Raw genomic sequence first — 16,276 nt, forward strand, 5'->3', positions numbered from 1 at the left:
GCGACACAGAGAGAAAACAAACTTGAAAAACCAACCAGGACTTTGCGTCAGGCCGGCACGGCTCCCAGCAACTGCGCAAGCGTTGCACTGCCGTCGGCATCTTCGACCTCGACGACTTCACGCAGCCTTTGCACCAGACTCGATACCGCATGGGAGCGCTTGCCCTCGAAGCCGAGGAAGACGTCGCCGCGCATCGCCGGATCCGTCGAGCACACATCCCTCAGGATGAGGCTGTGCTGGCGATCCGGGTCGACGATCAGCAAGTGCTCGTCGACAAACGACAGTTGCAGTTTTTGCGGAGCGTCCAGCGCCCAGACCAGCTTGCCGGGAATCATCGGCACCTCGCCCAGTGGCGGACGACAATCGACGATGACCGATTCCAGCCGCAACCAACAGGCCTTGGACAGGTGATACGTCACACCGCCCTGCCCCACGCGCAACACCAGACAACTCACGTCATCAGCGATCAGTGGCAAGAGGTCTTCGACTTTTTTCTGACCCTCGACCACCAAGACCTGGGCGTCGCGCCGCATATATTCGAAAGGGCCAATGCTCTCGTGACCGGGGTAGACGAAGACGCGGTGTGCAGGGCGCTCGTGCAACAGCACATGCTGATGGCGCGTACCAAGCAATTCGCAATCGTGCGGCAGGTCCTGGCCCGCGATCCGGATCAGTTGTGCATTCGCCGCGTCGAACCACTGCAGTTTGCCCGCGCCGGACTCCACGGCGATGTAGGGAGCATGCTCGGCAGTCTCCAGCAATGCCTGCAGAGAATCTGCCAAATGCTGCGCGTGTTCGCTTGCCCAGCGCTGATTGACGCCCATGATTCGTTCAGCTTCCTGATAAGGCAGCTTGAGTGACACGCCGTTGACGGACGTCCCGCGCAGACCGGAACCGTCACTGCTCACGGTGTTGAACCGCCAGTTGTCCCACTCGGGTTGCGGTACGGGCAGCAGCGCGCTCGCCAGTAGCTGTGCGCCATCGCCGAATGCTGCTGCGAGTTGCCGGCTGTCGAAGAACAGCTGACGCCAGACCTGACCGCTGCCGACGTCGAACAGCCAGACCGCCTGATTGTCCGGGGTCACGCCGAGCAGGCGCATTTCCCGGTCGTGCCCCGGGTCGCACAACAGCACGCGGTTATCCACGTACCAGGCACACAGGTTGCGATCACCGCTGGCGTTGCGCAGCCCCAGAATGGCGAAACTGTCGACCGGGTATTTCGCCGCCAGCGCTTCCAATGCTTGCCACCACTGGGCCCGCCCCTTGAGCCAGCGCTCACTCAAGCCACCCAGCTGCACTTCACCCTCGGCGGTCAGATTGAAGAACAAGCCGTCATCGGTCAGGGCCAGATACCCGTCCTGTACCGGCACCACGTCATTCAGTCCATCAGGCTGAAGCCATTGATGCGTCCATTGCGCCGGCCAGCGCTCGCTGCCTGCGGATACACGGCGTTGCACCCTGCACAGTTTTTGCGCCAGCCGGTCGTAGATGAAAAACAGCGTGTGCTCATCGTTGACCGGCAGCAGCAACAGCTCATCAAGATGCTTGATCGAATCGGCCCAGCCGCGGTGACGCCCAGAGGCAAACGGATGAATGCACAACAGGTCACGGCTGCGAATCCAGACCAGATCGCGCTTGTCCGGATTGAACTTCCAGCACACCGACACGTAAGCGGCCGGTTGCCAGTCGACGGTGGTGACGCCTGCGCGTTCGGGCACCGGCGATAACGGGAAATAGTGACCCAACACCACCGACCAATGTGTCAGGGTCGGATTGGCGAACACTCGCTGGCCCAAGTCTCGGTCCATCTCTCGGGTCACCGCAACCAGCTGCAGCTGGCCCTCACGGATCAGGTAATTGAACTGCGTGACTTGCTGATCGGCGCCCAGACATTGTTGCTCGATGTGAATCACCCCTTGGGCATCGACATCGATACGCCGCACGCTGCACTGCCCCTTCATCACCAGCAGTCGGTAGCGGCATTCGAGTAAACCGCTGACGGCATCGACCTGCCAGATATCGTAGTTGTGCGTCTCGTAGAAAAACGCAGAATCGTCGACCACGGCGCCCAGCAGCATTTCATCGGCCGCGAGTACCTCTTCATTGCGAATGTACAGAAAGCGATCCCTGGCAGCGTCGTACCAGGCCGTGGTGTAGCGCGGTCGCTCCTCGGGCTCGAAAGGAATCGGAAAGTGATGAACCGGCGTGTAAGGCATCACCAGCCGATGCTCCCGGGCCAGCGTCTGGTAGTGCGTGAGCAGCGATTGCTCATGCTCCCCGGCGGGCGCGTCCTGCTCGAGAACGTCGAGTCGTCCGTCACCGCGGTTGACCTTGAACGTTTGTCGCCCGGTCAGTTGCAACGTGACGTCATGCCGTCCTCTGCCGGTGAAGGTCACCTTCACGCCCCCCACCGAAAGCACCCCGCCGGCTTCGATATGCACATCGCTCTCGGTGGCCCAGGCGGCGGACAACTTCCAGTGACACAGCTGCAGGCTGGGAGACTGCAACTGGAGATTGGCCCCACGATTGAGAATCAGCGAACAGACACCACCCGCTCCTTCGATGCGGTATGACAATTTGTCTTGCCAGACCGGCGGCGTCATGGGTACTGCCAGCGCACGCTCACGGGCATCCAGCCGCACCTCGATCACGGTTGAGCGATACGACGGTATCAGACGGTTGATGATGTAGTGCGCGGGAAAAGAGTAGAACGAAAACAGGAACTGCCACTGGCCTGCCGCATCCTTTTTCTCCAGCTTGCGGGCCGTATCGAAACCGGTGTCGTGACGCAACGTCGAGAACGGCAGCGCCTTGTATTCGTACCCGTAGTAGGTGGTCGGCGTGCAGGGCAGGACAACCAATTGCGTGCTCGGCGGATCGAAGCGGATGTAACCTGGTAGCCCCAGTTCACGCCGCAGATCGAGCGCTTGTTGATCATCCGGATTGATACCCGGCACCCCGAAATGGTCGCGCAGCCGATACACCTTCGGACTGTCAAGGACCAACATCGCGCGATTGAAGTCCAGGCTCCGAACGACCAGCGAAGGATGAGCGACCCACGCCCCAAGCCCGTCGTCATAACGATAACCGACACCGCGACAGGCCCGCTCCAGAGCGTCGAAAAACAACCCGACCTCCTGCGCCTGCCCGGCGATCCTGGCGAACCCCTGAGCCAGTGCCGCCACACCCACAGCCAATCCGCCCAGAACCACCCCGGCGCCGCCGAGCACGGCTGCCGCAGTCGCCGCGCCCGCCGTGGCGGCTCCCAGACCACCGGCAGTCAACGCCAGACTGGTGGCATCGAAGGCCAACTGAGTGCCGAACTGCGCGCGCTCGATCTCGTTGTCTGCCGTCGCCAATTGATAGATGTCGAAACCGACATTGGCCAGCCCCAGCACCGCGCCGACGCCTTCGTTGGCGACATGTCCCAGCGCCTCGCCCACCACTGGCGCACAGGTACGGGCAATGACTTTCTCTTCATTGAGTGCGGTCTTGATCAGACTGAGCAGACCGGCGACGTCGGTGACATTGCCGTGCAGCAATTGCGCGTAATTGACGTAGGCATGCAACCTGACGGCGGTGGTCAAGGTGCGGTCATCGCCCTCTCGTCCACGCAAGACATTCATCAGCGCCTGGATCGTGAAGCCGGTATTGAGGGTGTGAACGGCACCAGCCTCAACCATCTGCGGCGTGGCTCGGGTGCCCAGTACCGAAAACTGCTCGGACAGATAATTTCTGATGCGCAGCAGGCGATGATCGCTGCTGACCACCTGCACCACATGCTCGGATTGCGCGGGATCGATCAGGTTGATCCGGTACTCGCCGGCGGGCGTTATCTCCAGGGTTTCGAACAACGGCACCAACGGCTTTGCTGAAGCATGCAAGTCCTGTAAAGCGTCGGTCGCCTGGGCAATCTGCTGTCCCCACCAGTGACTGTCCAGATCGCGCAGGCTGCGCCCCAGGTGCGGATTGCTCACCAGCGAATGGCCGCGGGCACTGTTCAGGCGCCGACGGATGGGCCGCTGTGCCTGCTCCGGCAGCACATTGTCGGACTCCAGCAATTGTCCGACGCTAAATCCGCCGGACAGATTCAAGGCCGATATCTTTTGCCCCTGCAGCTCGATCAGATCAAACGTCGGACGCGCGTCGTCGCCATAGGCCGCATAGTATTTCGCCATGCCCTGCTTGTGAAAAAGGTCAGTCAGTGCCAGTTGCAACTGATCCGGCTGACTGAACTCGAACACGCCGAAATTGGGATCATAAAAGTGATAGGTGGCGTGCCCACCCTTGAAGGTTTTCGCCACCAGCATGGCGTGATTGTCCGAGTTGAGCATCAGCGTGCGCGTGCTGGCGAACGCCTCCAGCGTGGTGCCGAGGCGTTGCAGATCGACTCGCCCCAACGGCTTGCCGATGTCGTGCAATTGCACGTCGTGCAACTCTTCGAGCGCCTCCAGAAACACCATTGAATCGTGCTGCTGCGGCTCGGCAGAGGCCAGGAAGAACCGTTCGCGCAATCGTCGCGACGCCGCCACGCCCTGCTCCAGAGCAGCACTCATGATCAGCGCCAGCGGGTAACAGCGGCCACCGGGATCGCCCGGCCCTTCGAGCAACAGATCCTGCGGCACCAGTTTGACGTCACTGGCTTCGATTTGTCCCAGCACCTGACCCAGCCGCAGGATCACCTGCTCGCGATGCTCGCGGGTGGCAACGGTCTGAATATGGGCAACATGACGCCCCCATTGAAACAGCGTGTACGCCTGCGACAGCGCGGCCCGCTTCAGCGTCAACGCGCTGTCCGACGCCACCATCGGCTGATCGACATGACTGGCAAGACCGGCCATGAACTGCGGGGCCCGCTGCTGATACAGATGGCGTTCAATGGCCGCATAACGTACCGACGCCCCTACCTCGGCAACGCTGTTGGCCAGATTGTCGAGCTCGGTGGCAAGTTGACTGAGACTTGAGTTATCCAGTGAGTGTGCACCGAGCATCTGTCCCAACACCACCCGTTGCAACGGACTGATCTGGAAGAACGACAGCGAACCCTCGGCAATGCCGCTTAGCAACTCATCCAGCGCCAGCCCCTGAATCCGCGCATCGCTGAGCGACGCCGGAGCCTGCAAAGTGACGGGCTGGGCCTTGATGGCCTGGCGATCATCGAAGCCGAGCCCCGCCCCGTCGGGAAACCATAATGAGCCGTTATGTCCGTCACGCATCGCGGCCACGAACGGTTCACCGAGTCTGTCGATCATCCGTTGCAGCACATCCGTCAACAGCACTGGCCGGCCCTCGATAACCGGCCAGCCCTCCTCGAACGCTATGCTCTGCTGGATCAGCAATGCCTTTACATCACCGCTGTAGCGCGCGCTGTAATGTCCTTCCTGCCAGCGCCGCTGCTCGTCGAGCACCCACCGCTCGACATCAACGGCGTTGTTTTTCCAAGAGTGGTCCAGCTCTTCCTCGGTCTTGTCGTTGACCATCCACAGCGGCTCGATCGCCGCCTCCACACGCAAGGTTTCCACCTCGCGCGGAACGAAGTTGCGCCGTTCGTAGTCGGCCATGCCATCGCGCATCGCCCCAGGTCCGGTCAGATAAATCGTCCCCTCGCTCTGCGGGCGAATGCCGTCACTGAAGTAGCCCGCGATGGCCAACATCAAAAAGCTGGCCGCCATGTCCTCGGTCATCGACAGCTCGGCCAGAGGGCCAAATGCCTGTTCGAGAACTTCTCGCGCCAGCTCTGTCATGCCCTCGAAATCGGTCAATGCGACGCCTCGTTCGGCGGCGAGGCGGTTTGTCTGGTCGATGGCCTCATAGTTGAACCGGAACCGCTCGATCACGCTGTTAAGCATTGGCGATTGCGCATGAGCCATCAGGAACGAGTTGCTCAACGTTTCCTGCACGGCAACCGCGCGCAAGTCCTGCGGGCGCACCAGCAGTTCGGCCGGCGCCTGGAACACCTCGTGCAGTGCCGGTTGCTGCCGGGCGAAAGCCTCCAGCGCGGCGCGGTGTTCGTCGGGAATCCGGCCCCGATAATCGGTGTATCGGTCGCGCAATGCCTGGCGTCCCGGCATCCAGTGCGGATTGTGATCAAGCAGCAGTTGCAGAACGCCAAGGCGCGCGTCGCCGCCGAACGCACTGATGTCGACCCCGCCCAGGGTTTTGACCAGAGGCGGCAAGTTATCGACATCCACGTAGCGGCCAGCCTCCTCGTACAAGACCTCGGCCCGCACCACGTCAGAGGCGGCGGCCAGATTTCCGCGCAAGCGGGTCTCGCGATCGTAGATGGCTTGCAGTCGCAGCGGTGCGTCGAGGTCACGCAAGTCACGCAACTGCAAATCATCGCCTGCCAGATCGAGCAGACTGCGCCGGTTCTGCTCGATCAAGGCTTCCAGTTGCTCCGCGTCCTGGCCGTAGGCGCGGGACAACAAGTCGATCCGCGCTTCATCCGCCGATTGCCCTCGTTCCAGCGCCTCATTGATGTGCATGAACATCTGCTGCTTGAGAACGATGACCCGCTCTTCGTACAACGTCCCAAGCCTGGTGTCGGTAATACGCTCGCTACCGCCATGTTGCATGGCGTCAGCCTTGGCGGCCTCGACGATCAACTTATTGGTTTGCCAGGCCAGTAGCGCGTCATTGTCATACCAGAGATTGAGGCTGTACCCCTGCCCGCTCAATACCTGCTTCCAGAGGTTGAGATAGTCACGCTGAATCTCGCCAAGGCCACCGCCCAGCCAGACGAAATGCAGATTTTTTACAACCGGAGTGGCGGCAGTGTTCGCGTAAATCTCGCTGTTTCGCAGACGGGTCTCGAACGCCTGAATAGCGTTGTAAATGCCCGATAAAGCGCTTTTCGGCGGTTCAGACTGGCCCGGCGTGTCACGGCGCACACGCGGCACGCCGATCAACTGTTCCAGGGAATGCTTGAGTAATGTCAGGGGTTCAATTATTCGCGGGGAATTGAGCAAACCGATACATGCAAAGTAATAGCGCCACACTGACGGATAAACGTCACTGTCCCGGTGTACCAACAGGGCTTGTTCGAGATCAGCCTGTTTGAACAGATTGATAAAACTGACATAACCACTGGCATCTTTAAATCTTTGATCGTGCATGAAAGTTCCTCCGTTATTCTGACCGACATCATGAGCGCACACAGGCACTTGAATGGCAGCAAAGTTAACGAATGGGGACTTCGCACTCAAACTTCAGAACTTTCAATACATGTCAAAACAGACAATTAAAAAACAACTGATAACGCATGTAACCGCAACAAGTTATTGCGACAACCCTGATCAAAAAATCAATATAACTGCGAAAGTCGGCGGCACAACTGCGCATCGACTTTTTACTGCGGCCAATCAAGATTCAGGATAAGTCCGACAAAATGTAAGTCATAAGAAAGATCCCACGCGGTAGTGGAGCAAATCTCACACGCACCGCTGAAAGATATGACATCGGCAAATCCGGAAACAATCTCCCCGTCCTGGCCGGCATGGCGAGGGAGCAAGCCCCCTCGCCTGCGCTCATGCCTGCGGCTTTTCGCCGTACCAGCGCGGTGTGTAGACCCACACGCCACCTTCGGCCTTGGGGAAGGTGCACGTGGTCGAAGAACCAATCAGCACCATCGTGCGCATGTCCACCTGATCCGGAGTCAGTTGCCCCAGTGTGGTGACCCGCAGGGACTGCCCCGGCCGACCGATGTCGCGCCCCAAGACCACTGGCGTCGCCTCCGTGCGATGCTGCGCGACGATTTCCAGCGCACGGCCCAGTTGCCACGGACGCGCCCGGGAGATCGGGTTGTAGAAGGCCAGGGCCAGGTCGGCGGCGGCCGCCAGATCCAGACGCTTCTCGATGATCGACCACGGCTTGAGGTTGTCCGACAGCGACATCACGCAGAAATCATGACCCAGCGGCGCACCCGCTTGCGCAGCCGTGGCGAGCGAAGCGGACACTCCCGGCAGGATTTCCAGCTCGACGCTGTGCCAGGCCGGATCGGTCGACTCGTGCAATGCTTCGAGCACCGCTGCGGCCATGGCGAACACGCCGGGGTCGCCGGACGAAACGACGATCACCGAACGGCCCTCGGCCGCCAGCCGGAAGGCGTGGCGGGCGCGCTGCATTTCTTCGCGATTGTCGGTGCAGTGCTGCACCTGATCAGCGCGAAACGGGCCGGCCATGCGCACATAGGTTTCATAACCGAGCACATCGGTGGCCCGCGCCAATTCCGCCTTGACCGCTGGCACCATCAGTTCGGCAGCGCCGGGGCCGAGGCCGATCACCGCCAGGCGTCCACGCTGACGACCGATCTGCGCGACGTCCAGCGGCTGTTCGGCGCGCGCAATCGCCAAGCCGTTGGCACGGCTGATCGTGGCCTGCGGCAGTGCGTGACGCGCCAACGCGTCGAGGTCGTTGTGCGCCGCGACAAAGCGCAGCGGCACACCCAACTCGATGGCGGCTTCACGCAGTTTGGCCGCCGCCATTTCCGTGTCAGCCGCCAGCAGACAAGCCAGCGCCTGCTGCGCAACCCCGGCCTGCTGCAACGCGGCGCGGACAGCGTTCGGCAGATCGTCCAGCTGCGCACTCACCGCCACCGCGACGCTGCGCGGATAAATCAGTAGCTCGTAGGCGCTCGCGATACGTTCGGCACTGCCGACATGAATCGAGCGCTGCGCCTGCGGGTCTTGCGGCAACTGCGCCTGATCCAGCCACGGCGCCGCACCTTCGATGCGCACGCTGTGCCCGGCCAGCAGGTCGGAAACGAAACGCTTGCCCAGTTCCAGATCCGCCAGCGCATAGCCGCTGGGTGGGTTGAGCAGGCAAGTGCCAAAGCGCAATTCGCCACTGGTGGTGATCGCCGCTGCGACCTGCAATGCGCCAGCGATTTCCCGGGCCATGACATTCACCCCGCCGAGGCCACCGAGCAGCGGCACCACGGCGCTGCCGTCTTCGGCAACGGCGAGTACCGCCGGTTCCGCGCCCTTCTCGATCAGTAACGGTGCCAGGGTGCGAATGACAATACCGGCCGCGCACAGGGCAATGATCGGCGTGTCTTGCTGGTACAACTCACGCAGGGTCGCGCCAAATTCCTGATAGCTGCGGTCGGCGCCTTCGACGCGTCCGGCGAGGCCGTGGATCTGCGCCGTCGGATACACCTGCTGGATACGTCGCGCGGTGGCCAGCGCGCTCTGTCCGAGGATGACAATGGCCGGTGTGGATGGCGTCATCAACCTTGCCACCGTTCGCCCGGGACGATGATCAGCGAGAAGTACGGCGAGGACATCGGCTCGACCTGATCCAGCGGCACGATCTTCTGATTGGCCATGGTCGCGCGTTCGACGTACAGCGCCCGCTCGGCCAGCCCGAGCTCTTCGAGTACCGCACGGACTTTGGGAAAGTTGCGCCCCAGTTTCATGATCACCGCCGCATCGGCGTCGGCCAGACGCCGCTTCAGATCCTCGTGCGGCAATACGCCGGAGAGCACCGACAGGCTCTGGTTGCGATACACCAGCGGCGCGCCGAGCACCGAGGCGCCGCCAAGCATTGAGCACACGCCCGGCACCACTTCGGCTTCATAGCGGGTGGACAACCGGTCATGCAGATACATGTAGGAACCGTAGAAGAACGGATCGCCTTCGCAGATCACTGCAACGTCGCGGCCGGCGTCCAGATGCGCCGCGACCTCTTCGGCGGCAGCGTCGTAGAAATCACTGATCACCTGCTCGTAGGACAGCGGCGCCGGCAGCACTTCGGTGGTCACCGGGTACACCAGCGGCAGCAGGTTCTGCGCGTCCTGCAGGTGCGCTTCGATGATGCCGAACGCATTGCCTTTTTTACCTTTGGCAACGAAGTACGCCACCACCGGCGATTCGCGCAGCAGACGCAGGGCTTTGACGGTAATCAGCTCCGGATCACCGGGGCCCACGCCGAGGCCGATCAGTCGTCCTTTTACTTGCATCATTCGATCTCCGTGGCGAGGGCGTTCACGGCGGCGGCGGCCATGGCGCTACCGCCGAGCCGGCCTTGCATGATCACGAACGGTACGCCGCGACTGTCAGCCGCCAACGCCGCTTTCGATTCGGCGGCGCCGACGAAGCCCACCGGGAAGCCAAGAATCAGCGCCGGTTTCGGTGCGCCGGCATCCAGCATTTCCAGCAGATAGAACAGTGCGGTCGGCGCGTTGCCGATCACCACCACGCTGCCCTCCAGGTGCGGACGCCACAGCTCCAGCGCCGCCGCCGAGCGGGTGTTGCCCAGCTCACGGGCCAGGTCGGGCACGCTGTCGTCGCGCAGGGTGCAGATCACCTGGTTGTTCGCCGGCAAACGCGCACGGGTCACGCCTTCGGAAACCATCCGCGCATCGCACAGGATCGGCGCACCGGCCGCCAGCGCATCGCGCCCGGCCTTGCCGGCACCTTCGGAGAATTGCAGACCGTCGACTGCCTCGACCATGCCGCAGGCGTGGATCACCCGCACCGCGAGTTTTTCCAGATCGGCCGGGATGCGTGCCAGATTGGCCTCGCTGCGAATGATCGCGAAGGAGTTGCGATAGATCTCCTGACCGTCGCGGATGTAATCAAGCATCAAGGGGGCTCCGTGAGCGGGCGTCGAGCAGGATCGCGGCCGCTTCAATAGTAAGGTTGCGTGCGTGCAGCGTGCCGAAACCCGGCAGCGCTGCATCGCGAAAATAGAGGTCGTAATGACCGGGGCTGATCGCCAGCAAGGTGGCGGGTGCGCAATGGGCCGCCGCGCAAGAGCGCGGGCAGCCGGACAGGTGCACGTTCTGCGCCTGTGGCAACAGCGTCGCCAGCCATCGGGCGTCGTGTTTGGTATCGGCCAGGCCTTTGCCGCATCCGCTGGAGCCGGTGCAGGCAATCAGCCTGGACAGCGGCTCACGGGCATCGGTCAGCCAGTGCAATTGCGTCAGTGTTTGCAAGACGTGCGCCGCGTCGGAGGGCTTCACGTTCGGCAGCAACAGACTTTGCCACGGGGTGAAACGCAGGCTGCCATCACCGTACTCGCGGGCCAGCCGGGCGGCGCCACGCAGCATGACCGGGTCGAGACGGCCGAGCGCCGGCACCGCGCCGACATACACCCGGTCGGCAGCGTTTTGCGGGTGAACACCGATGTGCAGAGCCTCCGCCAGCGGCGTGCGCTGTCGGGCAACGACGGCTTTGATCGCCACGCGCTCGCGCAACTGTTCGAGGAAGGCCGGCATCGGCCATTCATCAAGCAAATGGCGCATGCGCGTCTGCTCTGGCCGAGCCCGCTCGAGGAACAACTCCAGCACTGCGACCACCAGCGCATGGCCATTTTCCAGGGTCACGGCACCGGCCGCCCGATCGGTCGGGCAGCCAGCCAGACCGAACGCCAACATGACCTCACCGTCACGCTCAAACGCCGACAACCACAGATCATGCGGATGTGCGAGCATCGCCAACGCCTCACCGCCGTCCAGTTGCACGGCAAACTTGGCGCTCAACTCGGGAAAGCGCGGATGCGTCTGCAATGTCAGCAGAATCTGTTCGGCCAGAGGCCGGGTATCGAATAGCAATCGCCGATCGATACCGGCACTCGGGCTGAGCATCAGGTTACGTACATCGTCACCCGCTGCGGTTTGCGGCCCCAGGCCGGCGGCCAGCAAACGGTCGATCAATACCGCTGACTGCTCACCGATGCCGCGAATCTGCAGGTTGGCGCGGTTGGTCGCCTCGATTTCCCCACGGGCGAAACCCTCGGCGGCATTGGCCACCGCGTCGGCCTGATCGGCAGTGATCGAGCCGCCATTGAGCTTGATCCGGCAGATGCCGCCGTCCAGCGCCTGGACGATACGCAGCAACCCCGGACAAGCCGAGGGGCGCAGAGCGGTGGACAGAGGGCGTTCGTTCAAGGGATGACCGGCTGGCTGGCAGCGCTGTAGTGGGCGAAAGGTCGCCATTATGCCTGCTTTGCCCGAGCGCATGAAAATGCCTGCCGGTCGGAAACTGCACCCAGGCAACAATTCCCGCCGCCTGGCGTTGCTTCAGAGTTGGTATTCCTCAAACCTGGACGCATGCGCGCCAATGGCTTGCTCCACGCTTGCCCGGTTGGCATCCATGGCCCGGCGCTTGATCAGCAGCTTTCTGGCGCGAATGTCCAGTTGTGACATCGGTTGATGAACCTGCCAGAACAGATAGTTGGTATTGAGTACCAACTTGATAAAGCGGATATGGCTGAGTACCACCACCAGCTCGTCACGGGTGTTCTGACTGACCGGCAAAATATGCGAGTTGAAGGTTTTGCCACTCAGCGCGGAAAACTGCTTCAACAATGCGGCATCTTTTTCCAGCGCTGCAAGTCCCGCTTCAACCTGGGTCAGTTGAGAACGCGCGAGCAACGGCGCGGTCAATCGCCGCCATGCCTCCTGCACACTCCCGGAAAACGCCGTCTGCACAAGCACCACTGGCTGTTCCTCAAGACTCCAGCCAAACGACCAGAGGATGCCGGCAAAATGATCGAACCACTGCGCAGGCTGAGTACTGCTGTTATAAACGCCGTCCGCCTTGATCTGCGCGAGATAAATGCAGTGCTTCACAAAGTTGTTATCGGCCTCGGCCCGACCTTCCAGGCCGGTGAATAACATATTGTTAACGGCCACTGCGTTATTCTGACTTAAACGTGTATTGGAACTGATATCCATATCATCTCCTGCCAACTTGGCATTGGTTATTTATCGTTCTATTGCGCCAGACTTATTAAATAACTGACCTGAAGCAAACTAACAAAAACAGCAGTTGAAAAAACCAATATTGCTCAACAACACATTTCCGGTCGGCTCTCGCCCCCCTGCGACGACAGACCCGCGTCAGATGCCGGCCGCCGCGTTATCATGCCGCCCTTGAAGATCTACCCTGGATTTAAGGAACGGCATGACACCCTGGCTGACGGTTGTGGGAATCGGTGAAGACGGCTTCAAGGGCCTGGGCAAAAATGCGCGGCGCGCCCTGATGGGCGCCTCGCGGATCATCGGCGGCCAGCGGCAACTGGACTTGCTGCCGGTATGCATACGCGGTGAACGCGCGTTGTGGCCAAGCCCGTTTTCCCTCGCGCCGGTGCTGGAGCAGCGCGGCGAAGCGGTGTGTGTGTTGGCCAGTGGTGATCCGATGTTCTACGGCGTCGGCGCCAGCCTCGCGCGGCACGTGCCGAGTGCCGAGATGCTGATCCTGCCGGCGCCATCCTCCTGTTCGCTGGCCGCCGCCCGACTCGGCTGGCCGTTGCAGGATGTAGTGACACTGTCGCTGGTCGCGCGACCTTTGGCGGCACTCAATGCGCAACTGTTCAGCGGCGTACGCCTGTTGCTGCTGAGCAATGACCGGCAAAGTCCGGCGGCGGTCGCGGCGTTGCTGCGTGAGCGCGGATTTGGCGGCAGTCGCCTGAGTGTTCTGGAACACCTGGGCGGCGACGCCGAGCGGCGTATCGACGGCACTGCCGATGACTGGAACGACCCGGCGATTGCCGATCTGAATGTGATCGCCATCGAATGCCTGGCCGATGCGCACGCACCGCGCCTGTCGCGTCTGGCCGGACTGCCCGACTCGGCATTCCAGCACGACGGGCAACTGACCAAACGCGATGTCCGCGCCATCACCCTCGCCCGCCTTGCGCCGATCCCCGGCGAACTGCTGTGGGATGTCGGCGGCGGTTGCGGCTCGATCGGCATCGAATGGATGCGCGCGCACCCCAGCTGCCGTGCCATTGCCATCGAGGCGGACGAAGGCCGACAGGCCTTGATCGAACACAACCGCGACGCGTTGGGCGTACCCGGTCTGCAATTGGTGCGGGGCCGCGCACCGCAGGCGCTCGCCGGGCTGGAGCGCCCCGACGCGATCTTCATCGGCGGCGGCGTGACCCGTGAGGGCGTGTTTGCAACCTGCTGGGATCAACTCAAACCCGGTGGTCGACTGGTGGCCAACGCCGTGACCCTGCAAAGCGAAGTCACCCTGATGAACTGGCGCGAACGCCATGGCGGCGAACTGACCCGAATCCACGTTGCCCAGGCGCAGCCACTGGGTGAGTTCGACACGTGGCGGCAGGCGCTGCCGATCACCTTGCTCGATCTGGTCAAACCCCTCGATGCGTGACGAAACCGCCGAACAACCCGCGCCGCTGCGTAGCGGCCTGACCACCGGCAGCTGCGCCACCGCCACCAGCCTTGCCGCCGCGCGCCTGCTGCTCGGCGGCACCTCGGCGGATGCAGTGCAGATCGTCCTGCCCAAGGGCAAGCAGGTGCAGATGCGTCTGGAGTTTTGCCGCTTGACCGCCGACGGCGCCGAGGCCGGAACGATCAAGGACGCCGGCGACGACCCCGACGTGACCCACGGTGCGCTGCTCTATTCGCACGTGCGGCTGCTGGCCGCGCCGGGGATTCGCTTCGTCGCGGGCACAGGTGTCGGCACCGTGACCCGGCCGGGGCTGGTACTCGGCGTCGGTGAGCCGGCAATCAACCCGGTGCCGCGCAAGATGATCAGCGATCACTTGAGCCTGCTCGCCGCCGAACGCGGTTATGCCGGCGGCTTTGAGGTCACCGTCAATGTCGAGGGCGGCGAAGCGCTGGCGCTGAAAACCATGAATCCACGGCTGGGCATTCTCGGCGGGCTGTCGATTCTCGGCACCAGCGGTATAGTCCGGCCGTTTTCCTGCGCGGCGTACATCGCCTCGATCCATCAGGGCATCGATGTGGCGAAAACCAATGGTTACCTGCACATCGCCGCGTGCACCGGCAACGCCAGCGAAGACACCATGCGCCGGGTCTACAACCTGCCGGAAATCGCCTTGATCGAAATGGGTGACTTTGTCGGCGCGGTGCTCAAGCATCTGCGCAAAGTGCCTGTGGATAAACTCAGCCTGTGCGGCGGCTTCGGCAAGATCAGCAAACTGGCAGCCGGGCACATGGATCTGCACTCGCGCCATTCCAGCATCGACCTGCCGCAACTGGCCGAATGGGCGGCGGCGATTGGCGCCGACCAGGCGTTGCAACAGAGTATTCGTGAAGCGAACACCAGTCAGCAGGCCTTGGCGATGGCCAGTGCGGCAGGCGTGGCCCTTGGCGATGAAGTCTGTCGCCACGCGCTGACTTTCGCCCGCAGCGTGGTGCCGGCGCAGGTTCAGGTCGAAGTGTTTGCGATTGATCGCCAGGGCGGCATTGTCGGCCACGCCGGAGGTTTTGCATGAAGCGCATTCTGTTGCTGGGCGGCGTCACCGAAGCCCTGGCCATCGCCCGTACGTTGGGGCCAGAACACATCTACAGCCTGGCCGGCGTGGGCCGGGTGCCGACCGACCTGACCTGCCAGGTACGCGTCGGCGGCTACGGCGGGGCCGAAGGTCTGACTCAGTTCATGCGCGACGAAGGCATCGACCTGCTGCTCGACGCGACCCACCCCTACGCCGCGCAAATCAGCCACAACGCCGCCCGCGCCGCGCAACTGAGCGGCATCCCTTGCTGGGCCTTGCGCCGCCCCGCATGGCAGCCGCAACCGGGCGATGACTGGCGCGAAGTCAGCGACTGGGCCGAACTGACCGCAGCCCTCAAACCGTTCCGCCGCCCGCTGTTCACCCTCGGCCGCGAACCGCTGCAACACCTCGATGAAATCCCTGCCAGCCAGTTCTGGACCCTGCGCGCCCTCGACGTCTACCCCGGCAACGAACGCTGCGAAGTGATCGGCGCCCGTGGGCCATTTCTGCTTGAGGACGAACGCGCACTGTTCGAGCGCCGGCAGATCGATGTCCTGATCAGCAAGAACAGCGGCAGCACTGCGACCGAACCCAAGCTGGAAGTGGCGCGGGAGTTGGGGGTGCCGGTGATTGTGTTGAAGCGGCCGGTGTTGCTGGGGGTTGATCGGGAGTTTCTGACGACGTCTGAAGTCTTCGCTGCCCTTGCCGCCTTCACCCGGTTTTAACCAAGTGCAGACCTCGAGTACGCCTTCGCGGGCAAGCCCGCTCCCACAGTGGTCGGCGCCGACTGCATAGTTTGTGTATGACACGGATCCTGTGGGAGCGGGCTTGCCCGCGAAGGCGTGCGACCTGACAGCTCGTATCTTGAACGTTAAAAAGCAGATCAAAAGATCGCAGCCTCGTTCCACTCGTCAGCTCCTACAGGATCGGTGGATGAGTCTGGCGTTGCACATTTCCACCGCTACACTCATTTCCATTGATCTGCGACACCAAACCGCACGACGCCTTTTTACTTATCGGCCCTGATCAGGCTAAATAGCCCGCGTCTGATCGCCCACCCAACGGA

The 16,276-nt window shown here is 62.3% G+C and carries 9 protein-coding genes; 3 read left to right on the forward strand and 6 right to left on the reverse strand.

Features of this window, described 5'->3' with window-relative positions:
• Positions 1 to 47: 47 nt before the first annotated feature.
• The 6 genes from L6D63_RS00340 to L6D63_RS00365 all read right to left on the reverse strand — a co-directional run bounded on the left by L6D63_RS00340 (position 48) and on the right by L6D63_RS00365 (position 12,679).
• The gene (locus L6D63_RS00340) at positions 48 to 7,115 is read right to left on the reverse strand and encodes a TcdA/TcdB pore-forming domain-containing protein (RefSeq protein ID WP_131671003.1); all 7,068 of its coding nucleotides are present in this window, start codon (positions 7,113 to 7,115) and stop codon (positions 48 to 50) included.
• Positions 7,116 to 7,526: 411 nt separating this feature from the next.
• Complete coding sequence (cobJ, locus tag L6D63_RS00345) at positions 7,527 to 9,227, reverse strand: precorrin-3B C(17)-methyltransferase (protein ID WP_047291047.1); 1,701 nt, start codon at positions 9,225 to 9,227, stop codon at positions 7,527 to 7,529.
• Positions 9,227 to 9,961, reverse strand: a complete 735-nt coding sequence (locus L6D63_RS00350; protein ID WP_373873743.1) for a precorrin-2 C(20)-methyltransferase — start codon at positions 9,959 to 9,961, stop codon at positions 9,227 to 9,229. The genes cobJ and L6D63_RS00350 overlap by 1 nt, the downstream gene beginning before the upstream one ends.
• Entirely contained in the window at positions 9,958 to 10,584 is a 627-nt protein-coding gene (locus tag L6D63_RS00355) for a precorrin-8X methylmutase (protein WP_047291046.1), read from the reverse strand. Before L6D63_RS00355 ends, L6D63_RS00350 begins: the two co-directional genes overlap by 4 nt.
• Positions 10,577 to 11,875 carry a precorrin-3B synthase gene (gene cobG, locus L6D63_RS00360; protein WP_302183227.1) on the reverse strand — a complete coding sequence of 433 codons (1,299 nt, stop codon included), beginning with the start codon at positions 11,873 to 11,875 and terminating at the stop codon, positions 10,577 to 10,579. Before cobG ends, L6D63_RS00355 begins: the two co-directional genes overlap by 8 nt.
• Positions 11,876 to 12,022: 147 nt before the next feature.
• Positions 12,023 to 12,679: a hypothetical protein gene (locus tag L6D63_RS00365; RefSeq protein ID WP_131671002.1), complete on the reverse strand. Its 657-nt coding sequence runs from the start codon at positions 12,677 to 12,679 to the stop codon at positions 12,023 to 12,025.
• Between the two features lie 229 nt (positions 12,680 to 12,908).
• On the opposite strand from L6D63_RS00365, the gene L6D63_RS00370 reads away from it, so the two are divergent.
• From L6D63_RS00370 to L6D63_RS00380, 3 genes are read left to right on the forward strand one after another with little or no spacing between them, the layout of a single operon-like run.
• Positions 12,909 to 14,120, forward strand: a complete 1,212-nt coding sequence (locus L6D63_RS00370) for a bifunctional cobalt-precorrin-7 (C(5))-methyltransferase/cobalt-precorrin-6B (C(15))-methyltransferase (RefSeq protein WP_047291043.1) — start codon at positions 12,909 to 12,911, stop codon at positions 14,118 to 14,120.
• A complete protein-coding gene (locus L6D63_RS00375; RefSeq protein WP_047291042.1) occupies positions 14,113 to 15,210 on the forward strand; it encodes a cobalt-precorrin-5B (C(1))-methyltransferase in 1,098 nt (365 codons plus the stop codon). Before L6D63_RS00370 ends, L6D63_RS00375 begins: the two co-directional genes overlap by 8 nt.
• Positions 15,207 to 15,935 (forward strand): cobalt-precorrin-6A reductase, encoded by a 729-nt coding sequence (locus L6D63_RS00380; protein ID WP_047291041.1) that lies wholly within the window; start codon positions 15,207 to 15,209, stop codon positions 15,933 to 15,935. The genes L6D63_RS00375 and L6D63_RS00380 overlap by 4 nt, the downstream gene beginning before the upstream one ends.
• Positions 15,936 to 16,276: the final 341 nt, after the last annotated feature.

Origin of the sequence: Pseudomonas parakoreensis, assembly GCF_021602155.1 — a bacterium.
Lineage (GTDB): Bacteria > Pseudomonadota > Gammaproteobacteria > Pseudomonadales > Pseudomonadaceae > Aquipseudomonas > Aquipseudomonas parakoreensis.